General features: G+C 66.4%; 22 protein-coding genes. 8 read left to right on the forward strand and 14 right to left on the reverse strand.

Annotated features, from left to right (window positions below):
- Positions 1–104 precede the first annotated feature (104 nt).
- Positions 105–1,451: a DNA recombination protein RmuC gene (locus tag G7078_RS05175; RefSeq protein WP_166093692.1), complete on the forward strand. Its 1,347-nt coding sequence runs from the start codon at positions 105–107 to the stop codon at positions 1,449–1,451.
- A 178-nt stretch (positions 1,452–1,629) separates the two neighbouring features.
- Here G7078_RS05175 and G7078_RS05180 read toward each other — a convergent pair whose 3' ends face one another.
- From G7078_RS05180 to G7078_RS05215, 8 genes are read right to left on the reverse strand one after another with little or no spacing between them, the layout of a single operon-like run.
- Positions 1,630–1,974: a hypothetical protein gene (locus G7078_RS05180; protein WP_166093695.1), complete on the reverse strand. Its 345-nt coding sequence runs from the start codon at positions 1,972–1,974 to the stop codon at positions 1,630–1,632.
- 38 nt (positions 1,975–2,012) lie between these two features.
- A complete protein-coding gene (locus G7078_RS05185) occupies positions 2,013–2,810 on the reverse strand; it encodes a TrmH family RNA methyltransferase (protein WP_166093697.1) in 798 nt (265 codons plus the stop codon).
- Positions 2,811–2,814: 4 nt separating this feature from the next.
- Complete coding sequence (locus G7078_RS05190; RefSeq protein WP_166093699.1) at positions 2,815–3,093, reverse strand: HPr family phosphocarrier protein; 279 nt, start codon at positions 3,091–3,093, stop codon at positions 2,815–2,817.
- The gene (locus G7078_RS05195; RefSeq protein WP_166093702.1) at positions 3,090–3,497 is read right to left on the reverse strand and encodes a PTS sugar transporter subunit IIA; all 408 of its coding nucleotides are present in this window, start codon (positions 3,495–3,497) and stop codon (positions 3,090–3,092) included. Before G7078_RS05195 ends, G7078_RS05190 begins: the two co-directional genes overlap by 4 nt.
- A 5-nt stretch (positions 3,498–3,502) precedes the next feature.
- On the reverse strand, positions 3,503–4,423 hold the full coding sequence (gene rapZ / locus G7078_RS05200; RefSeq protein WP_166093704.1) for an RNase adapter RapZ: 921 nt from the start codon (positions 4,421–4,423) through the stop codon (positions 3,503–3,505).
- Positions 4,420–4,857 (reverse strand): HPr kinase/phosphorylase, encoded by a 438-nt coding sequence (locus G7078_RS05205; protein ID WP_166093705.1) that lies wholly within the window; start codon positions 4,855–4,857, stop codon positions 4,420–4,422. The genes rapZ and G7078_RS05205 overlap by 4 nt, the downstream gene beginning before the upstream one ends.
- The gene (locus tag G7078_RS05210) at positions 4,857–6,395 is read right to left on the reverse strand and encodes a sensor histidine kinase (protein WP_166093707.1); all 1,539 of its coding nucleotides are present in this window, start codon (positions 6,393–6,395) and stop codon (positions 4,857–4,859) included. Before G7078_RS05210 ends, G7078_RS05205 begins: the two co-directional genes overlap by 1 nt.
- Positions 6,392–7,102 carry a response regulator transcription factor gene (locus tag G7078_RS05215; protein WP_166093709.1) on the reverse strand — a complete coding sequence of 237 codons (711 nt, stop codon included), beginning with the start codon at positions 7,100–7,102 and terminating at the stop codon, positions 6,392–6,394. The genes G7078_RS05210 and G7078_RS05215 overlap by 4 nt, the downstream gene beginning before the upstream one ends.
- 172 nt (positions 7,103–7,274) lie before the next feature.
- On the opposite strand from G7078_RS05215, the gene G7078_RS05220 reads away from it, so the two are divergent.
- Together G7078_RS05220 and G7078_RS05225 are read left to right on the forward strand one after the other, a co-directional pair.
- Positions 7,275–8,915, forward strand: a complete 1,641-nt coding sequence (locus G7078_RS05220) for a phosphoenolpyruvate carboxykinase (RefSeq protein ID WP_166093712.1) — start codon at positions 7,275–7,277, stop codon at positions 8,913–8,915.
- Positions 8,916–8,957: 42 nt separating this feature from the next.
- Positions 8,958–9,419 carry a hypothetical protein gene (locus G7078_RS05225; RefSeq protein ID WP_166093715.1) on the forward strand — a complete coding sequence of 154 codons (462 nt, stop codon included), beginning with the start codon at positions 8,958–8,960 and terminating at the stop codon, positions 9,417–9,419.
- Here the strand turns inward: G7078_RS05225 and G7078_RS05230 are convergent.
- From G7078_RS05230 to G7078_RS05240, 3 genes are all read right to left on the reverse strand, one after another.
- Positions 9,416–11,230 carry a DUF885 domain-containing protein gene (locus tag G7078_RS05230; RefSeq protein WP_166096163.1) on the reverse strand — a complete coding sequence of 605 codons (1,815 nt, stop codon included), beginning with the start codon at positions 11,228–11,230 and terminating at the stop codon, positions 9,416–9,418. The genes G7078_RS05225 and G7078_RS05230 overlap by 4 nt on opposite strands.
- A gap of 69 nt (positions 11,231–11,299) precedes the next feature.
- Positions 11,300–11,755 carry an NfeD family protein gene (locus G7078_RS05235; RefSeq protein ID WP_166093717.1) on the reverse strand — a complete coding sequence of 152 codons (456 nt, stop codon included), beginning with the start codon at positions 11,753–11,755 and terminating at the stop codon, positions 11,300–11,302.
- Complete coding sequence (locus G7078_RS05240) at positions 11,755–12,756, reverse strand: SPFH domain-containing protein (RefSeq protein ID WP_166093719.1); 1,002 nt, start codon at positions 12,754–12,756, stop codon at positions 11,755–11,757. The genes G7078_RS05235 and G7078_RS05240 overlap by 1 nt, the downstream gene beginning before the upstream one ends.
- A 68-nt stretch (positions 12,757–12,824) precedes the next feature.
- On the opposite strand from G7078_RS05240, the gene G7078_RS05245 reads away from it, so the two are divergent.
- The 5 genes from G7078_RS05245 to G7078_RS05265 are packed head-to-tail and all read left to right on the forward strand — an operon-like array spanning position 12,825 to position 17,342.
- The gene (locus tag G7078_RS05245; protein ID WP_246166489.1) at positions 12,825–13,628 is read left to right on the forward strand and encodes an HpcH/HpaI aldolase/citrate lyase family protein; all 804 of its coding nucleotides are present in this window, start codon (positions 12,825–12,827) and stop codon (positions 13,626–13,628) included.
- The gene (locus G7078_RS05250; RefSeq protein WP_166093721.1) at positions 13,628–14,095 is read left to right on the forward strand and encodes an NUDIX domain-containing protein; all 468 of its coding nucleotides are present in this window, start codon (positions 13,628–13,630) and stop codon (positions 14,093–14,095) included. The genes G7078_RS05245 and G7078_RS05250 overlap by 1 nt, the downstream gene beginning before the upstream one ends.
- Before the next feature lie 39 nt (positions 14,096–14,134).
- Positions 14,135–15,613 (forward strand): IMP dehydrogenase, encoded by a 1,479-nt coding sequence (gene guaB / locus G7078_RS05255; protein WP_166093723.1) that lies wholly within the window; start codon positions 14,135–14,137, stop codon positions 15,611–15,613.
- Between the two features lie 36 nt (positions 15,614–15,649).
- Positions 15,650–16,825 carry an RsmB/NOP family class I SAM-dependent RNA methyltransferase gene (locus G7078_RS05260; protein WP_166093725.1) on the forward strand — a complete coding sequence of 392 codons (1,176 nt, stop codon included), beginning with the start codon at positions 15,650–15,652 and terminating at the stop codon, positions 16,823–16,825.
- A gap of 19 nt (positions 16,826–16,844) precedes the next feature.
- The gene (locus G7078_RS05265) at positions 16,845–17,342 is read left to right on the forward strand and encodes a tetratricopeptide repeat protein (protein WP_246166491.1); all 498 of its coding nucleotides are present in this window, start codon (positions 16,845–16,847) and stop codon (positions 17,340–17,342) included.
- On the opposite strand, the gene rsmA is transcribed toward G7078_RS05265, so the two are convergent.
- Genes rsmA through G7078_RS05280 form a run of 3 tightly spaced genes read right to left on the reverse strand, consistent with a single transcriptional unit; the run spans position 17,339 to position 20,399 of the window.
- The gene (gene rsmA, locus G7078_RS05270) at positions 17,339–18,157 is read right to left on the reverse strand and encodes a 16S rRNA (adenine(1518)-N(6)/adenine(1519)-N(6))-dimethyltransferase RsmA (protein ID WP_425505262.1); all 819 of its coding nucleotides are present in this window, start codon (positions 18,155–18,157) and stop codon (positions 17,339–17,341) included. The genes G7078_RS05265 and rsmA overlap by 4 nt on opposite strands.
- The gene (gene pdxA, locus G7078_RS05275) at positions 18,154–19,158 is read right to left on the reverse strand and encodes a 4-hydroxythreonine-4-phosphate dehydrogenase PdxA (RefSeq protein WP_166093730.1); all 1,005 of its coding nucleotides are present in this window, start codon (positions 19,156–19,158) and stop codon (positions 18,154–18,156) included. The genes rsmA and pdxA overlap by 4 nt, the downstream gene beginning before the upstream one ends.
- A gap of 11 nt (positions 19,159–19,169) precedes the next feature.
- A complete protein-coding gene (locus G7078_RS05280; RefSeq protein WP_425505265.1) occupies positions 19,170–20,399 on the reverse strand; it encodes a peptidylprolyl isomerase in 1,230 nt (409 codons plus the stop codon).
- Between the last annotated feature and the right edge of the window lie 3 nt (positions 20,400–20,402).

A 20,402-nucleotide genomic window follows, 5' to 3' on the forward strand; every position in this document is an offset into this window, starting at 1 on the left:
CCGCCCGCGGACCGCTTCATTGCTCACGCGCTTTGCAATGGCGCTTGAGAGGCGCGTTGAACAGCCCTACAGTTCCCATTCTGTTCCTCTGGGGATGACCAGCAATGACCACGGCCCTGATCGTCGCAACCGTCATCGCCGGCGTGGCCGTGGGAATCCTGATCGGCTGGCTTGCCGGAAGCCGCGGCGCCGCGGCGGCCAGGCACGTCACCGAATCGCTGCGGATGCAGCTCGACGGGGTCACGGCCGAACGCGATGGCGCCCGCGCCAGTTACGATGTTGCCGCGCGTGAACTGGCGACGCTTCAGGCTGACGCCCGCAATTTCGACCAAAGGATGAAGGACCTCGCCGAATCCCGCGACGCGCTGATCGCGCAATTCCGGGCCGTGGGCGACCAGTTGCTCGAAAAGGCGCACAAGGATTTCCTCGAAAAGGCGGGCGAGCGCCTCACCAAGGCCGACGAGCAGAGCGAGCAAAAGCTGAAAGCGCTGCTGCAGCCGGTCGAAACCACGCTCAAGCGCTACGAAGAAGGGCTGCAGCGGGTCGAAAAGGACCGCGTCGACAGTTACGCCGGCCTGCGCGAGCAGGTCGAGCTGGTGCGCGCTGGGCAGGGCCAGGTCCGCGATGAGACCCGCAACCTCGTCAACGCGCTGCGCTCTTCGCCCAAGGCGCGGGGCCGCTGGGGCGAACAGTCGCTGCGCAACGTCCTCACCCAGGCCGGCCTGGTGGAAGGCGTCGATTTCAACATGGAAGTTTCGGTCACGACCGACGAAGGCCGCTTGCGCCCCGACGTGATCGTCAACCTGCCGTCCAACCGCAAGCTGGTGATCGACGCCAAATGCTCGCTCAATTCCTTCCTCGAAGCGTGCGAGGAAGTGGACGACGACAAGCGGCTGGCCTGCTTCCGCGCCCACGTCGCCTCGATGCGCACCCACGTGCAGCAGCTCGGCTCGAAGGCTTACTGGGCGCAGTTCGGCGACGCCGCCGACTATGTCGTCATGTACATTCCGGGCGAACACTTTCTCACCGCCGCGCTCGACCAGGATCCGACGCTTTGGGAATGGGCGTTCGAACGCAAGGTGCTGCTTGCGACGCCGACCAACCTCGTCGCCATCGCCCGCACCGTCGCGACCGTCTGGAAACAGGAAAAGCTCGCCGCCGAAGCCGGCAAGATCGCCGAATTGGGGCGGGAACTTCACTCCCGGCTGGCGACGATGGCGGAACATGTCGCTTCGGTCGGCACCAACCTCAGCCGCGCCAACAACGCCTACAACAAGATGGTGGGCAGCCTCGAAAGCCAGGTGATGACCCAGGCCCGCCGCTTTGAGGATTTCGGCGCCGGCAGTGCCAAGGACATCGCCGAACTGCCGATGGTCGAAGCAAACCCGCGCCCACTGACCAAGATGTCGCCCTCAGCCAACGACGACCCGCACTCGATCGCGGCGGAATGAATGGCGCGCTTGTAAAATAGGGTTTCGATTGAGAGGGTCAGGGCGGCCGGGCAGGCCAGGCAGGCCAGGCAGGCCGGGCTACTCTTTCTCAACTCTCTATCCAAGGCCTTTCGACCGCGCCCCAGCCGCTGTTCTTAAAGTCACGAAAAAGCCGCACGACCGCGTGACTTTAGTGACTTTAAAGCCCGCCGCAGCCCCGATGTTGGGTGCCGTCGACGGTCACCTGGACGCTGTCGGGATAGGTCCGGCTGTTCGCGACGCAGGGGCCGTGGACGATGTTCACGTTGATCCGCGGCGTCTGGTAGATTTCGCCGGCGATGCCGATGATCGCCTGCGGCCTGGGTTGCAACACGGGCTGAGCGCCGACGCCGATGTAGGTCACGTTCTTGTCGTCGATGATCAGGTGCCAGGCCGAATCGATGCCCAGCGCATGATAGGGCGCGGGCGGGGGCGGCGGGTGCGGTCCGCAGGCGCCTGCTGCGGCGAACAGGGGGGCAAGGGCGGCGAGACGCGCGAGCTTCATGGCGGGACAAATCGCGGGCGCCGCCGCCGGTTCCCTGCTCATCGCCAACTGCCCTTGACCGCAAACGCCATGACGGCCGCGGCAACCGCTGCGTTGAGGCTGTCGGCACGGCCCGCCATCGGGATTTTCACCAGCAGGTCGCACTGCTCTTCATAGGCCGCTGGAAGCCCTTGCTGCTCGTTGCCGATCAGGAGGAAGCAGGGCTGGTCGTATTTGGCGGTAAGATAATCGTCGCTGGCCTTCAGGCTGGTGCCGACCAGCTGGCCCGCGCCGCCGCGAAGCCACGGCAGGAACTCTTCCCAGCGCCCCGCTGCCACCCGTTGCGTGAAGATCGCGCCCATCGACGCGCGCACCGCTTCGACCGAGAAGGGGTCGGCGCAGTCGTCGACCAGGATCAGGCCGCCGGCCCCGACCGCGTCGCCGGTGCGCAGGATGGTCCCGATATTGCCCGGATCGCGCAGCGCCTGCGCGACGATCCACAAAGGGGCGGCGGCACGGTCGATGCGGTCGAGCGACGTCTCGGGCTGGCGATAGGCGCCGAGCAGCAGCGGCGGATTATCCTTGCCGCTCATCTTGGTCAGTATGTCCGGCGTGGTTTCGATCGCCTCGCCGCCAGCCGCCTCGGTCGCGGCAATGATCTCCGCGGCCAGGGGATGCCGAGCGCCCTCGGCGGAGAAAGCGACGATTTCGGGAAGCTGGCCGCTGTCGCGGGCCTCGGCGAGGATGCGCAGCCCTTCGGCCAGGAACAGACCCTCGGCGCGGCGCGACTTCTTGTCCCGAAGCGAGCGCAGCCGTTTGACGGTCGTGTTGGAAAAGGCAGTGACCTGCCGCGGCATCGGTTCAGGCGTCCTCTTCGCCGAACCCGCTTTCGACCAGCGCGGTCATCCGGGCCAGCGCATCCTCTGCGCCTTCGCCCGCGACATGGATGATGATCGAATCGCCGAGCGCGGCGCCCAGCATCATCAGTCCCATGATCGATGTGCCGCAGACTCGGTTGCCGTCCTTTTCGACCTCGACGGTGGCGTCGATCTCGCTGGCGAGGTTGACGAACTTGGCGCTGGCGCGGGCGTGCAGGCCGCGGCGATTGACGATTCGGACCTCGCGGCTGACGGGGCTCAAGCGGCCGCTTCCCCGAGAATCTCCGAAGCGACCGAGATATATTTGCGGCCGGCTTCGCGGGCGGCGGCAACGGCGGCGTGGACGCCCATTGCCTTGCGCGCGCCTTCCAGCCTGATCAGCATCGGCAGGTTAACGCCCGCGATGACCTCCACCGCCTCGGTCTTCATCAGCGAGATAGCGAGGTTCGACGGGGTGCCGCCAAACAGGTCGGTGAGAATGATCACGCCCTTACCGGCGTCGACGCGCTGGATGGCTTCGGAAATATCCGTTCGCCGCGCTTCCATGTCGTCGTCGGCGTCGATGCAGACCGCCTCGATCGCCTCCTGCGGGCCGACGACATGTTCCATCGCGGTGATGAACTCCGCCGCCAAGCGGCCATGAGTCACCAGCACCAGTCCAATCATTTGCCTTAACTCGCTTCGCTCTCATTATCCGACGGGATACCAATTCCGTCTTCGATCCTGTCGTTGGGCAGTGAATCGAGGTCGCGGTGGCGGATGTTGGGGTGGAAACCCGCCGCTTGCAACCGTTCCGCCATTTCGACGACCGAAGCGACCGATCGATGCCGACCCCCGGTGCAGCCGAACCCGACGCTTAGATAGGTTTTGCCCGCTCTCCAGTAGCGGGGAATCCATGTCCTGAGAAGCGCTTCGACCCGGTCCATGCTTTCCGTCCAGCCCGGATCCCTGGCGATATAGTCGCGGACCGGCTGGTCGTTGCCGGTCAGCGGCCGAAGTTCGTCGACCCAGTGCGGGTTCTCAAGGAACCGCATGTCGAACACCAGGTCGGCGGTGCGGGAAATGCCGTGCGCGAACCCGAAGGACACAAGGGTCAGCACCGGCTGGTCGTTGGCGGTGCCGAAGTGGCGGCGCAGCTCGTCGCGAAGCTCGACGGGGGTCAGTTCGGTCGTGTCGATCACCCAGTCGGCGCTGTGCCGGAGCGGCGCGGTCAGGCTCCGCTCCCTCGCGATTCCGTCCTCGGCCGGGCGGTCTTCGGCCATCGGATGACGGCGACGCGTCTTGTCGAACCGGCGGATCAGCTCGGCGCCGGCGCAGTCCAGGTATAGGACCCCGGGCTCGACGTCGGGGATCGATCCGAGCAGGTCATTGGCCTTGGCCGGGTCGAAGCCGCGGCTTCGCACATCCATGCCGACGGCGATCGGCCGGCGGGTCCGGCGCGCCTCGGCCACGAAGTCCGCGAGCAGCGTGGCCGGAAGGTTGTCGATGCATTCCCAACCCATGTCTTCAAGCGCGTCGAGCACCGATGACTTGCCGGCGCCGGACATGCCGGTGACGAGCAACAGCCGGGGTTTGCGGCGGGCCTCGGTCATCGCAGCCCGAACCGGTCGAGGGCCATCACCGCCTTGGCGGCGGCGGAGGCCGTCGTGGCATCGATCGTCACCAAAGGCAGCGAGAGGCCAAGGATGACGCGCTGGCGATTGTCGTCCGGCATCCGCTCGATGTCGCCGGCGAGTTCGATGGCGAGGGCCACCGGCACATCACTGGTCGTGTCCACTTCGACGATTCCGATCCCGCGAATCTCCAGCTTGCCGGCGAGCGAGGGCGGCGCGGATGCAAGCAGCCGGTCGCCGTCGCGGCGGACAATGGTCTGGTCGTCGCTGACGAGCGAAAATCCGCGGTCGATCAGGCGTAACGCAAGGTCCGACTTGCCGGCCCCGCTCGGCCCGCTGATCAGCAGCGCCCGACCGTCCAGCGCGACGGTGCTGGCGTGAACGGTCTCGGAAGAAAGGCGCGGCCCAGTCATCACGATTCCATCGCTGGAAGGCTGATGACGAAGCGGGCGCCAGAGGGCGCGTCGTCGCGGTCAACGACGCCGATCTTCCCGTCATGGCCTTCGACGATGGCTTTGGCGATGGCGAGGCCCAGGCCGGAATGGCGGCCGAAGTCTTCCGTCTCCGGCCGGATGGAGTGGAAGCGATGGAAAATGGCCTCGCGCTCATCTTCGGGAACGCCGGGCCCCTCGTCGTCGATCCGGATCCGTACCTGCGATCCGACCCGGGTGACTGCGATCTCGACCAACCCGCCCGGGGGCGAAAAGCTGATCGCATTGTCGATCAAATTGTCGATCGCCCGCGCCAGCCGGCTGCCGTCGCCAAGCACGACCGCACTGTCCTTGCGCGGCCTTGCATAAGCGAGCCTGGCATCGCCCTTTTCGCGGCGGCCGTCCCACGCCTGGAACAATTGCTGGACGAGCGGGCCGAGGTCGACCGGCTCGAACCGCGCCCGCGCCATCTCCGCATCGGTCCGCGCCGCCTCGCTGATGTCGCTGATCAGCCGGTCGAGCCGGACGACGTCGTCGCGGGCCACGCCGATCAGCCGCGAACGCAATTGTTCGTCGTTTACCGTCTCCACCCCGTCGAGCGCCGAGCGAAGCGAAGCGAGCGGGTTCTTGAGCTCGTGAGTCACGTCGGCGGCGAACGCTTCGATATTGTCGATCCGTTGGCGCAGCGAATGGCTCATGTCGGACACGGCGCGCGCGAGCAGGCCGATCTCGTCGCGGCGCGAGGGCAGGCGCGGGACTCGAACTTCCCGGGCGCGGCCAAGCCGAACTCGGTGGGCGGCAAGCGCGATCCGGCGCAGCGGACGGACGATGGTCCGCGCCAGGAAGAGGGACAGAAGCACGGACAGCAGGATCGCCAGGGCCATCGCCGCTGCAAGCTCCGCCCGCTTGCCGCGGACGGTTCGGGTCAGGGTCCGCTCGTTGGCGGTGACCAGCACCGCGCCATCGCGGGCCGGCGCCGCTGCAGTCATCACCGGAGTCAGGTCGGGGGCCTGCCGGATTTCGCCGGTGACGGTTTTCGTGGCGACTGCCGCGACCGCTTCCGGCCAGGCCGACAAGCGGTCCCTCGGCGGTTCTTCGAAATCGGGCACGGCTTTGGCGCCGACCAGCGCATTGAACCCGCGGTCGAGCGCGCGCGCGGCCTCCTTGGTCCACCCTTCGGTCGCCGGGTCGCGCAGGCGATAGGTCGGCCCGGTCTGGCTCCAGCTGTCCTGGACCAGCTTCCCGCTCGAATCGTACAGCCGGATTCGGCTCCGGGTCGATTGGCCGATCGCGGCGACCGTATCGGCTTGCCTATCCGGCGCCGTCGCATTGACGACGATGGCGATGATCTGCGCCTCGCGAAGCGTGCGCTGCATCCGCTCCTTGCTGATCCGGTTGCGGAACGCGTCGAGGTAGATGATCCCAAGCGCAAGCAGCAGCACGGTCAGGATGTTCACCGCCAGGATTCGGTGGGTCAGGGTCCATTGGCCCGACCAGGCGCGAACTTTCTTGCGCTTCACTGGTCGCTGAACTTGTAGCCGACGCCGTACAGCGTCTCGATGGCGTCGAACTGCGGATCGACGGCGCGGAACTTGCGGCGGATTCGCTTGATGTGGCTGTCGATGGTGCGGTCGTCGACGTAGACGTCTTCCTGGTAGGCGATGTCGAGCAACTGGTTGCGGTTCTTCACCACGCCCGGGCGCTGCGCCAAAGTCTCGAGGATCAGGAACTCGGTGACGGTCAGGACCACGTCTTTCCCGTCCCAGACCACCTTGTGCCGGGCCGGATCCATGCTCAGCCGGCCGCGGACCAGAAGCTCCGGCTCCTGCTCCTCGGAACCTGGCTCAGCGGCGTTCTTGGCGAAATCCTGCCGACGCAGGATGGCGCGAATGCGGGCGATCAGAAGGCGCTGCGAAAACGGCTTGGAGATATAATCGTCGGCGCCCATCGCCAGGCCTAGCGCCTCGTCCAGCTCGTCGTCCTTGGACGTCAGGAAGATGACCGGCATCGCGCTGAATTCACGCAGCCGGCGGAGCAGCTCCATCCCGTCCATGCGCGGCATCTTGATGTCGAAAACGCCAAGGTCCGGCGGGTTGTCGCCGATGGCCTTCAGCGCGGCGGCGCCGTCCGAATAGACGCGGGTCGAGAAACCTTCGGCCTGGAGCGCGATGGAAACGGAGGTCAGGATGTTCCGGTCGTCATCGACCAGCGCGATCACATGGCTCATTCAGACGGTCTCAAGGCGCGGCTTACGCGGGGCACTATAGTGAAACAAGGCTAGAGCCCCGCTTTTGACCCCGCAACTTTTCTGGGGTTATAGGCGCTGTATAGCGGATCACGCGGTGGCGCCCGAAAATGGGGTCGCCGCCGCTTGTCTTTTTTACGGGAAGGAAAGCGCGTTGACCGACCGGGTCGCCACCATCGGGCTGAAAGAGCAGGGGATCGAGACCGCTGCCAAGTTGCATTGGAACCTGACGACGGCGCCTCTGGTCGAACATGCGGTGCGCCGCGGCGAGGGCATGCTTGCCAAGGACGGTCCGCTGGTCGTGCGCACCGGTGCCCACACCGGGCGCAGCGCGCAGGACAAGTTCACGGTCAAGGATGACACCACCGCTGACACCGTCTGGTGGGGCAAGTCGAACAAACCGATGGACCCCGCCGATTGGGCGCAGCTGAAGGCCGACTTCCTCGCCCACCTCGGCACTATCGACACGTTGTTCGTGCAGGACCTGTTCGGCGGATCGCAGCCCGAACATCGCGTCAACGTGCGGGTGGTCAACGAATATGCGTGGCACAACCTGTTCATCCGCACGATGCTGGTTCGCCCCAAGGCGGATGAGCTTGCCGGCTTTGCACCCGAATATACGATCATCGACCTGCCCAGCTTCCGCGCCGACCCGGCCAAGCACGGATGCCGCAGCGAGACGGTGATCGCGGTCAACCTGACCGAAAAGATGATCCTGATCGGCGGCACCGAATATGGCGGCGAAATGAAGAAGAGCGTCTTCGGGCTGCTCAACTTCATCCTGCCGGAAACGCAGACGATGCCGATGCACTGTTCGGCCAACATCGGCCCGAACGGCGACACCGCGGTTTTCTTCGGCCTGTCGGGCACCGGCAAGACGACTCTGTCGGCCGATCCTTCGCGTACGCTGATCGGCGACGACGAGCATGGCTGGTCGGACACGGCGGTCTTCAATTTCGAAGGCGGCTGCTACGCCAAGATGATCCGCCTGTCGGCCGAGAGCGAACCGGAAATTTACGCGACAACCAAGCGCTTCGGGACCGTGCTCGAGAACGTCGTGATGGACCCGGAAACGCGCGAGCTCGACCTCGACGACCCGACCCTCGCGGAAAACAGCCGTGGTGCTTACCCGATCGATTTTATTCCGAACTCGTCGGAAAAGAACCTTGGCCCGGTGCCGCAGAACATCGTGATGCTGACCGCCGACGCGTTCGGCGTGCTGCCCCCGATCGCGCGGCTGACGCCCGACCAGGCGATGTATCACTTCCTGTCCGGCTACACCGCCAAGGTCGCGGGCACCGAGATTGGCGTGACGGAGCCGGAAGCGACCTTCTCGACCTGCTTCGGCGCGCCGTTCATGCCGCGCCATCCGAGCGTCTACGGCAACCTGCTCAAGGAGCGGATCGCCAAGGGCGGGGTCGATTGCTGGCTGGTCAACACCGGCTGGACCGGCGGCAAGTACGGCGTCGGCAAGCGCATGCCGATTAAGGCCACCCGCGCTTTGCTCAATGCCGCGCTCGACGGCAGCCTCAAGTCCGCCGAGTTCCGCAAGGACCCGAACTTCGGCTTCGACGTGCCGACCGCGGTCCCGGGCGTCGATTCGGGCATCCTCGACCCGCGCAGCACCTGGGCGGACAAGGACGAGTACGACCGCACCGCGGCCAAGCTGGTCGACCTGTTCGTCGAGAATTTCGCGCAGTTCGCGGACCATGTCGACGAGGGCGTGCGCCAAGCGGCGCCGGGCAATGGCCAAGGCCAGCAAGCCCAACCGCAAGCGCAAGCCACGCCAGCCTGATTGCCCGGTCACCGATCGGGCGCCTTGAGTAGGACCCGATCGATGACCAGCTTTCCGATCCGCTATTTCAACGACGCTGCCGAGATCGAGCATCTCGGCGAAGGGCTGCTGCATTGCCGCCTCGAGCGCAGCGAATGGACGCACGAGGCGCACCTAGGGGCGACGCTCTACCTGCTTGTCCGGCGGCCTGACATCGACCTCGATGCCGAGCTGCCCGGCCTGATCCGCCGCTTCAACGAGAGCGTTGGCGGAATCAACGACGATACGCAGGGGTACCACGACACGATCACCCGCGCGTTCCTGCACGGCGTGCGATTGCATCTCGCCGCTGCGAATGGCGCAGAGCCGCTGCATCGGCTTGCCAACGCGTTGCTCGACAGCCCGATGGGCAGGCGCGATTGGCCGCTGCGCTTCTGGAGCGAAAGCGTCCTGTTCAGCGTCGAGGCACGGCGCGGGTGGGTAGAGCCCGACCGCGCGCCGCTTCCGCAGCCTACCGGCCGCTAGCGCTTGCTGGCGATATACTCGTCGATGTTACGCGCCAGCACGTCCATTGGGACGTTGCCGCCGAGCACGACCGCGTCGTCGAAGGCCTTGAGGTCGAACTTTGCCCCGAGCGCGGTCTTTGCCCGCTCGCGCTGCCGGTTGATCTCCTGGTGTCCGACCTCATAGCCTAGTGCCTGGCCGGGCCAGGTGGCGTAGCGGTCGACCTCGCTGGAGTTCGGATCGCCGACCGCGTCGAGGAAGAATTGCCGCGCCTGCTCCCGGCTCCACCTTTTGTGGTGAAGCCCGGTATCGACGACGAGCCGAGCGGCGCGGAAGGCGATCGAATTGAGGTAGCCGAGCCGGCCGACCTGGAAGTCGTCATAGACGCCAAGCTCGTCGGCCAGCTGCTCGGCGTACAACGCCCAGCCTTCGGAATAAGCGTTGAAGCTGAGCAGCGTCCGGATCAGCGGCAGCTTGTTGGCATATTCGCCCTGCCACACGTGCCCTGGGATCGCTTCGTGGTGCGTGGTCGACGGCAGGTCGTAGCGGGTGTGCTCGAATCCCGGTTTCAGGTTGATCCAGAACTTGCCCGGGACAGTGCCGTCGATCGACCCCGCACCGCCGTATGCGCCGGCAGCGCCGGGTTCCTCCTCCGGCGGCAGGCGGCGGACTTCGACATTGCCGCGAACCAGCGTGTTGAAGGCCAGCGGCATCTTCGCGCGAACGATATCGAGCCGCTGCTGGATAAACCGCATCACCTCGGCGCGACCCTTGTCATTGTCCGCGAAGCGGTACTTCGGGTCTTTCTGAAGCGCCTGCATGCGCGCACCGACGCTGCCTTGCGTGTAGCCGATACTGTCGAGGATCTGGTCCATCTGCGCGTGAAGGGTACGCAGCGTGTCGAGGCCCAGCTGGTGGATTTCGTCCGGGGTCATATCGGTCGTGGTCGAAGCCTTGACCGCCCACCGGTAATAGTCATCGCCGCCCGGCCGTGACCACATGCCGGGGATGTCCGTGGCGATTTTGCGCTGCTCTTCGAGTTCGGCAATCTGCCGGTCGAGGGCTGGGGCGACCTGCTGCCGGGCAATGGCGCGGGCGCGGGCAGCCCAGTCGCCGGCGATGCCCTTTTCCTTCGTTCGGCGCGCGATCGATTCGACCAGTGAGCCGCCGTCGCGCGCGCCCTTGGCGGTCGGCCGAAGCTGCTCAAGCGCCTTGTCGATAGCGAACTTGGGCGGCACCAGCCCTTTCGCCCGGGCGGCCTGCATCCGCGCCAGTTCGCCGTCGAGCACCGCCGGGAATTGCGCGAGCCGCGCCAGATAGGCTTCGGCATCGGCGGAGGTTTCGATCTGGTGTTCCGAATCCAGGAAGCGCGGCACATCGAGATAGGCGCCGACATTCTGGATGACGACATAAGGCGTGTTGCGCCAACTGCCGACCGCAACGTCGCCATACGGCTGGCGGAAGCCGGCAAGCGCGGTCGAATAAGCGCTCTTCACCACCTCGACGCTGGTCCGAGTCGAATGGTCGACGCCGGTCAGGTCGAGCGCTTCGGCACGCGCCAGGTCCGCGGCGAGCGTCCGGGCAAGCTGCGCCTGCCCCGCCGGCGAGCGATCGCTCAACCGCGACTTCAGATAGGCCAATTCCCCCTTGTCGATGCCAAGGCCCGTCGCGCCTTCGGGCGACAAGGCGAGCAGGTTCTTGCCGGCACTTTCGACGAACAGGGCGGCCGCGCGCTGATTGGCCTGCGTGTCGACCGCTGCGGGCGCGGGCGCCTGCACCAGCGGGGCGGTAACGACCTGCGCTGTCTGCGCGCAAGCGGACAGCAGCGGCATCGCCGTTGCGAGGGCCAGCAGCGAAAGCTTCGAATAGCGGTTGGGCGAACGGGTCAAGGCAGCGCTCCGTCAGGAAGAGGGAAGTTGCCGGTCAGCCTCCACGATCAGGCAATTGCCTTCAACCCCCGTAATGCGCACCTGCTCGCCGGCAGCGGCCGGTCCGCCCCGCGCGCTCCACTCGCCATCGCCAAGCCGGACCCGCCCGGACTGCTCGCCGATTGCGCTGATTGCCGTGACCCTGCGCCCGATCAGCCGGGCCGACGGATCGTTGAGCAGCGGGTCCTCGCTCGGAACGACCCGGCCGCCGTACCAGCGCCGGGCGACGAAGACGGCAAGCACCGCGTAAAGCGCGAAAAGGCCGAGCTGGCCGGCAACGCCGATCCCGAACAGGACGGTGAACAGGCCGGTCAGCATCGCCGCCGCGCCGATCCAGACCAGGAAAAAGCCCGGCGCGATCATCTCGGCGATCAGCAGGACGACCCCGCCGATCAGCCACAGCCAGCCGGGCTCGATGTTGTCCAGCATCAGCCCTCCACTCGCGGCACGCCAGGCAGTGCCGGCGGCGCACCGCGCCCGGCGGAGGTTCCCTTGTTCGGTGCTGGTGCCTTCGGCGGCGAATCTCCGCCCAGCGCTTGCTTGGCGATCTCCCCAATCCCGCCGAGCGAACCGATCAACTGCGTCGCCTCGACCGGGAACAGGATCGTCTTGGCGTTCGGCGAGCGCGCAAATTCGGCCACCGCCTCGACGTACTTCTGCGCGATGAAATAATTAATCGCCTGCGCGTTGCCGCCGGCGATGGCGTCGCTGACCACGCGCGTCGCTTCGGCCTCGGCCATGGCTTCGCGTTCGCGCGCTTCGGCGTCGCGGAAGGTCGCTTCCTTGCGGCCCTCCGCTTCCAGGATTCGCGATTGCTTGTCGCCTTCCGCCTTGAGGATCGCCGCCTGCCGGAAGCCCTCGGCGTCGAGGATGTTGGCGCGCTTCTCGCGCTCCGCCTTCATCTGCCGGGCCATGGCGTTTGAAATGTCCTGCGGCGGCCGGATGTCCTTCACCTCGACCCGGGTGATCTTGACGCCCCAGGCCTCGGTCGCCTGGTCGACGACGACGAGCAGCCGGGCATTGATCTCGTCACGCTTGGACAGGGTTTCGTCGAGGTCCATCGACCCCATCACGGTGCGCAGGTTGGTGGTCGAAAGCGCCATCAGCGCGGAATAAAGGTCGCTGACTTCATATGCCGCCTTGGCCGCGTCCAGCACCTGGAAAAAGACGACGCCGTCGACCGCGACCATCGCATTGTCCTTGGTGATGATCTCCTGCCCCGGAATGTCGAGCACCTGCTCCATCATGTTGATCTTGCGGCCAACGCGGTAGAAGAACGGCGGCACAAAGTTGAAGCCCGGCTGGGCGACCCGCACGAACCGCCCGAAATGTTCGATGGTGTAGCGAAAGCCCTGATGGACGATCTTGATGCTCATCATCACGAACAGCAGCGCGAGCACTGCGATCGCGGTCATGAAAGTGGTCAGCATGGTATCCCCCGGAATCGAGTCGACAGCGATGATGCTGCGTGGGCAATGCGAACTAAAGGAAAATCGCGGTGAATAGTGAACTGTTCGACGTACGATCGGTCCTGTTCCTGCCGGCGAGCAACCCGCGCGCCATCGAAAAGGCGCGCGCCGCAGGCGCGGACATGGTGATCCTCGACCTTGAGGACTCCGTCCGGTCCGAGGACAAGGCGTTTGCCCGTCAGGCCGCCGTGTCGGGCGCTGCGCAGGATTGGCCTTGCCTGGTCGCAATCCGCGTCAACGCGGTGGGCAGCGAATGGCACCGGGACGATCTTAAAGCCGTCGGCCGCTCGCTGGCCGACTTCGTAGTGTTGCCGCGCGCGGTTCAGCCGGACGATGCGCGAAGCGTCGCCGCCGCCACCGGCAAGCCCGTCTTGGCGATGATCGAAACCGCCGCCGGAGTCCTGGCTTCGGCGGACATCGCCACCGAATGTGCAGCACTGATTGCCGGCACCAACGATCTCGCCGCCGATCTGCGTTTGCCCGCGGGCGCAGGGCGAGGCCCGATGCAGACGGCGCTGCAGACCATCGTCCTTGCCGCTCGGAGCAGGGGCGTCGCCTGCTTCGACGGAGTCTTCAACCGACTGGAAGACTTGGCGGGCTTTGCCGCCGAAGCTGCGGAAAGCCGGCAGCTTGGCTTCGATGGGAAGTCCCTGATCCACCCGAACCAGGTGGCGCCGTGCCACCGCGCCTTCGCGCCCGCGCAAGCTGAACTTGACCGCGCCCAGCGCCTCATCGAGGCGTTCGGTGGGGGCGCCGGACGGTTCGAAGGCGAGATGATCGAGCGTATGCACGTCGAAACCGCCCGCCGGCTGATCGCCCGCGCGGGCGCTTAGTGGCCGATCTGACGACGAAGGCGGTGCGGATTGCCGCGACCGCCGCGCATAAGCTGCTCAAGGCATTCTGGTTCATTCGCAGGCCGCGGACGTTCGGCGCGCACGCGATCGCGCTGACGCCGGGCAACCGGCTGATCCTGGTGCGGCTCCGCTACGCGCCGGGCTGGCGGGTGCCGGGCGGCGGCAGGTCGGAGCATGAGGCGCCGGTGGAAGCCGCCTTGCGCGAATTGCGCGAGGAAATCGGCATGACTGCGCATGGCGAAGCAAAACTGGCGCGGGACTTTCAGGAACCGACCGATTTCAAGCGCGACACCGCCTCCCTCGTTATCGTCCGTGACGTCGAATACCGGCCGAAATCCTGGAATTGGGAGGTCGAGGCGGTAACCGAGACCTCGCTCGACGCGCTGCCGCAACCGATGTCGGAGATCAGTGCCCGTTGGATAGAAGCGATGCGTCCGCTGCTTTGATGCCCTTGGCGAATCGCCGCTCGGCTGCCATGGGCCGATATGGCCGTTCAGAACGACACTCCCGACATCCCGCTGGGCCTCACCTTCGACGATGTGCTGCTGCAGCCGCTGGCCTCCAGCGTGTTGCCGAGCCAGGCCGAAACCCGGACCCAGCTGACCCGCGAAATTCCGCTCAACATCCCGTTGCTATCTTCGGCGATGGACACGGTGACCGAAGCCGACATGGCGATCGCGCTGGCGCAGCTTGGCGGCATCGGCGTCCTTCACCGCAACCTCGGCATCGAGGAGCAGGCGGCCGCCGTCCGCGCGGTGAAGCGCTTCGAAAGCGGCATGGTGGTGAACCCCATCACGATGCGGCCGGACCAGACGCTGGCGGACGCGCTTGAGCTGATGAGCAGCAACCGGATCAGCGGCATTCCGGTGGTCGAGCAGTCGGGCAAGCTGGTCGGAATCGTCACCAACCGCGACGTTCGCTTTGCCGAGAACCCGCGGCAGCCGATCTCCGAATTCATGACTCGCGACAATCTGGCGACGGTGCCGATCGGAACGAGCCAGGAAGAAGCCCGCCGAATCCTTCATCAGCGGCGGATCGAGAAGCTGCTGGTGGTCGACGGCGACGGCCATTGCGTCGGCCTGATCACCGTCAAGGATATCGAGAAAGCCGTCGCCGCGCCGCTGGCAACCAAGGATGGCGAAGGGCGATTGCGGGTCGCGGCGGCGACGACGGTCGGGGATTCAGGATTTGAGCGGTCCGCGGCGCTGATCGAAGCGGGCTGCGACTGCATCGTCATCGACACCGCGCACGGCCATAATGTCGATGTCGGCCGCGCCGTCGAGCGGGTGAAGGCCCTTTCGAACAGCGTCCAGGTGATCGCCGGCAATGTCGCCACGGGTGACGCTGCGCGGGCGCTGGTCGATGCCGGCGCAGACGCGATCAAGGTCGGGATCGGTCCGGGATCGATCTGCACCACGCGGATCGTCGCCGGGGTCGGCGTCCCGCAACTAACCGCAGTGATGGAGGCTGCCGCGGCGGCGCGGTCGTCAGGCGTGCCGATCATCGCCGACGGCGGCATTCGCACCAGCGGCGACATTGCCAAGGCCCTTGCGGCCGGCGCCTCGACGGTGATGGTCGGATCGCTGCTTGCCGGCACCGAGGAAGCGCCGGGCGAGACGTTCCTTTACCATGGACGGGCCTACAAATCGTACCGTGGCATGGGGTCGATGGGGGCGATGGCCCGCGGCTCCGCCGACCGTTACTTCCAGCAGGATATCAAGGATCATTTGAAGCTCGTCCCCGAAGGGATTGAGGGGCAGGTGCCTTACAAGGGGCCGGTGCGCGATATCGTCCACCAGCTGGTCGGCGGCGTGAAAGCGGCGATGGGCTACACCGGATCGGCGACGATCGCCGAACTGCAGGCGCGGGCCCGGTTCGTCCGGATTACCAACGCCGGCCTGTCGGAAAGCCATGTCCACGACGTCGCCATCACCCGCGAGGCGCCCAACTATCCGACCCGCTAGCCGCTCTTTCTATCTCGGCAAGCGGGAGGGTGGCCGATGACACCCGCGGCCCGCCTGCAGGCCGCGATCGAGATCCTCGACCTGGTAATCGGGGCCGCGCGCGGGGAAGGGGCGCCCGCCGACGCGATCGTCACCCGCTACTTCAAGACCAGGCGCTACGCCGGATCGAAGGACCGGCGGGCGGTTCGTGAACTCGTATTCCAGGCGATCCGGCGGTCCGGCGAGCGGCCCGAAAGCGGGCGGTCGGCGATGCTCGGCCTGGCACTTTCAGAACCGGAGATGCTGGCCCTGTTCGGCGAGGGCCGGGGACCGGCACTGGCGGTCGAAGGCGAATTGGCGGCGGAGGCCCGCGTCGTGCCGCGCTGGATTGAGGCAGAATTTTCCCCGCTGGTTGGGCCGGCAGAATGGCCCGCCTTGCTGGAGCGCGCGCCGCTCGACATTCGGGTGAATATCGCGCGGACGTCCCGGGAAGCGATGCTGGCGGCGTTTGGCGGGTCCGTGCCGACCCCGCTGAGCCCGTGGGGGCTGCGGTTGCCGGTCGAATCGCGGGTCGACGACCGGGCGGAGTTCGCCGAAGGTCTCGTCGAAGTGCAGGATGAAGGCAGCCAGCTGATCGCCCTGGCCTGTTCGCCGCAAGCAGATGCTCGAATCCTCGACCTTTGCGCCGGTGCGGGGGGCAAGTCGCTGGCGCTCGCAGCCGCTGCGCCCGAGGCGGATATCTTGGCGACCGACAGCAATCGCGCGCGCTTGCAAAACCTCGTGCCCCGGGCCGCCCGGGCCGGGGCGCGGATCGAGACCCGCTTGCTCAACCCGCCCAATGAAGTCGCGGAGCTGCCTGATTGGCGGGGAAGCAGCGATGTCGTGCTGGTCGATGCCCCATGTTCGGGCAGCGGCACCTGGCGGCGCAACCCGGAAGGGCGGTGGCGGCTGACGCCCGAGCGGCTCGACCGACTGGCGGCCTCGCAGGCCCGCTTGCTCGGCATTGCCGCCGAGCTCGTCCGGCCTGGCGGCACGCTGGTCTATGCGGTTTGCTCGCTGCTTGCGCGCGAAGGCGCCAGCCAGGTCGAACGCTTCTTAGGGGAGCGTTCAGATTGGAACGCGCAGGAGGTGCTGGACGGGATCGGCCGGAAGGACGGGGCAGGCAAATTGCTTACTCCGGAACAGGACGGGACCGACGGCTTTTTCATCGCACGGCTTGTGAAGCCATGCTAATGACGGACGCGTGGAGAGAATGATGCGGATTTCGATGCGATTCCTGCTGCTTGGCGCCGCCGGCGCACTTGTCGCCAGCCCGGTGGTCGGCCAGCGGCCGGACAACCAGATCGCGCCGCTATCCCTCGATCTTGAACGCCAGGCCCAACGCGAAGTCGTTGCGGGTAACCTAGTGGACGCGGCCGGCCTTCTGGAAACGGCCCTGGCCGTCGATCCGCGCAACCGTTCCGCTTTCGTCGACCTCGCCCGCGTCGCGCAGAAGCAAAAGCTGTTCGGCAAAGCCATCCGGCTTACGAACAAGGCATTGGAGCTTGAACCCAACGACCTCGACGCGATCGAGGTGCAGGGCGAAGCGATGGTTGAGCTTGGCGCTGTGCCGAGGGCGCGCGAGAACCTGGCCAAGCTGCAGCGCATCTGCACCAGCGGCTGCAGGCAGGTGACTCAGCTTTCCGCTGTAATTTCGCGCGGGCCGACGGTCGCTTCGGTCAAGCCGGCCGGCAAGTCCAAGTCTGACTAGCTGAGCTCGCGGGCAACCGCGACGAAGTCGGCGACCGTCAGGGTTTCCGCCCGCCGCTCCGGGTCGATCCCCACCGTGGCCAGCGCATCGAGCGCGCCTGGCATCTGCCTCAGGCTTGAACGCAGCATCTTGCGCCGCTGCCCGAACGCCGCCTGGGTCAACGCTTCCATGATCGGCGCGCGAACGCCCTCTGGCGCCTCCGCGGGCACCATGTGGACCACCGCAGAGGTCACCTTCGGCGGCGGCACGAAGGCCGATCGGCTGACCGTCATCGCTAGCCGCGGATGCGAACGCCACTGCGCGGCGACCGACAGGCGGCAGTAGGCGTCGCTCCCCGGCGAAGCGACGATCCGCTCCGCCACCTCCTTCTGGAACATCAATGTCAGCGACGCCCACCAGGGCGGCCAAGCCTCGCTGCCGAGCCACCGCAACAGCAGCGCAGTCCCGATATTGTAGGGCAGGTTGGCAACGACGTGGGCGCCGGAGCCGACCGCGGCCTGCTCGTCGATCCGCAGTGCGTCGCCTTCGATCACCGACAGGCCTGGATATTCGGCCTCAAGCTCCTGGAGGGCCGGCAGGCAGCGCCGGTCGCGCTCGACTGCGACCACGCGGGCACCGGCGTCCAGCAAGGCGCGAGTCAGGCCGCCCGGGCCGGGGCCGACTTCGTAGACGGTCGAGTCTTGAAGGTTGCCGGGAATTGCGGCGATCCGCGCCAGCAGCTGGCGGTCGAGGATGAAGTTCTGCCCTAGCGCCTTGCTCGCATTCAGGCCGTGCCGGCCGATGACATCGCGCAGCGGCTCGGGCCCGCCGCTCACACGGTTTCCAGCCGATTCTGGGCGCATTGCGCAGCCATCCGGATCGCCGCCGACAGCGGCAGCGGGTTGGCCCGGTCCTGGCCGGCGATGTCGAAAGCCGTCCCATGGTCCGGCGCGGTGCGGATGATGGGCAGGCCAAGCGTGATGTTGACCGCTTCTTCAAAGTGAAGCGCCTTGATCGGGATCAGAGCCTGGTCGTGATAGGCGCACAGGGCCGCATCGTATTTGGCCCGTGCCGCCGCATGGAACATGGTGTCCGCGGGGGTCGGGCCGGTGACCCGCCATCCTTCGGCGCGCAAGGTCGCGATCGCCGGCTCAAGCACCTCGACGTCTTCGCGTCCCAGCGCTCCGCCTTCACCGGCGTGGGGGTTGAAGCCGGCAATCGCGAGACGAGGCTCGGCAATCCCGAACAGCCGCTGCAGCCCGCGCAAGGTCGTGCGCGCCCGCGCTTCCACCAGCGACGGCGTGAGCGCGTCGGCGACTTCGCGAAGCGGCATGTGAGTCGTCATCGGCACGGTCCGAAGCGTCGGTCCGGCCAGCATCATCGCCACGTTGCCGCCCGAAACGCCGCACCGCTCGGCGACGAATTCGGTCTGGCCGGGATGGGAAAAGCCGATGCCGTAGAGCTGCTGCTTCGACACCGGGCCGGTGACGACAGCCGATGCGGAGCCGGAGCGCGCCAGTCCGACCGCGATTTCGAGGCAATCGAGCGAGCAATGCGCGCCGGCCACGCTGGGGTGCCCGGGCGCGTCTTCGGAGGCCGACCGAATCTGCAACAATGGAAGGCCGGTATCGAAGGCCGCCTCGGCTTGACGGGGGTCGTCGACCAGCTCGATCGGACCGTCCCACACCGCCGCAATCGACTTGGGATCGCCAATTGCAACGAATGGCGGCAGCGAAAAGCGGTCGCGGTTATCCCAACACTTGGCCACGACCTCGGGCCCGATGCCGGCCGGGTCGCCCAGCGAGATCGCGATCGGCGGAAGGGGAGACCGCCCCATGGCGCCAAACTCTAGCGGAATTCGATCACCGCATCACGGCGAAGGTCGCGCAAGTAACGACGGGCACGCGAATTGACGCGCTGCTCGTTCAACTGCGCATAGATCTGGTCCTTGGTGGGAGTCCCTTCCTGCGGAACCTCGCGGCCGCATAGGACCAGGATGCGCGCGCTGCCGTCGTCGTTGCCGATGAACGGACGGGTCGCCTGGCCGACCTGCATCTGCATCATCATTTCCTGCAGGGCCGGCGGAAGGTCGCGAAGCTTGGTGGAATCGCTCTCGACGATTTCGCCGCTGAACTCATTGGCGATCTTCTCGGCCCCGCCGCAGCCGCCGATGTTCTGCGCGGCGGCAGCGAACCGGCGCAGCGCCGCTTCAGTTTCGGCCCCGGATGAGCCCGGCAACTTGATGGTCAACTGCTTGAGCGTGAGCACGGCATTGCGCGGATCGGGCGCGAGGAAGTTGCGGACGTCTTCAAGCCCGACAATCGACACGCCACCCGGAACCGGGATTGGGCGGCTGATGCTGCCCGGCGACATCTGCTGCAGCACGGCCGCCATCGATTCCGGCAGCTGTTCCGGGCGAACCCAGCCGAGATCGCCGCCGACCGCGGCGGTCGAAGCCTCCGAATACTGGCGCGCATAAGCGGGGAAGGATGCACCCTTCGCCAATTGCTCGAGGATCTGGGTGGCACGCGCCGTCGCCTGGGCAATGTCGCCGCCCGGCGCCGACAGGTAGATTTCGCTGACCTTATACTGGCGCGCGCCCTTGGACGCGTTCATCCGATCGATCACCGACTTCACTTCGTCGTCGCCAACGTGGATCGTGTCTTCGATCTTGGCGCGAAGCAGCTTCTCCCAGGCCAGCTCGCCTTCGAACTGCCGGCGCACTGCCTTCAGGGACGAACCGTTCGATTCCAGATATTTGGATAGCTGCTCCTGGCTCTGCTTATTAGCCTGGGCGAGCCGAGCGATTGCGCGGTCGATGTCCTTTTCCGTGACCGTGATCTTCTCGGCCTTCGCGGCCTGGATCTGCAGCACTTCGTCGATCAGGTTGCCGAGCACCTGCTGGCGAAGCTCGGGCATCTGCTCCTTCGGGATCGGCTTTCCGCTCGCGGCTGCAAGCAGCGCGACCCGCTGGTCGATGTCCGTCTGGGTAATGACCGCGCCGTTGACGATCGCGGTCGCCTTGACGACCGACGGCAGGGTCGTGCCGTACAGTTGCGGATTTTCCGGAAGCTTCAGGGC

Origin of the sequence: Sphingomonas sinipercae (assembly GCF_011302055.1) — a bacterium.
In the GTDB taxonomy this organism is placed as follows: Bacteria; Pseudomonadota; Alphaproteobacteria; order Sphingomonadales; family Sphingomonadaceae; genus Sphingomicrobium; species Sphingomicrobium sinipercae.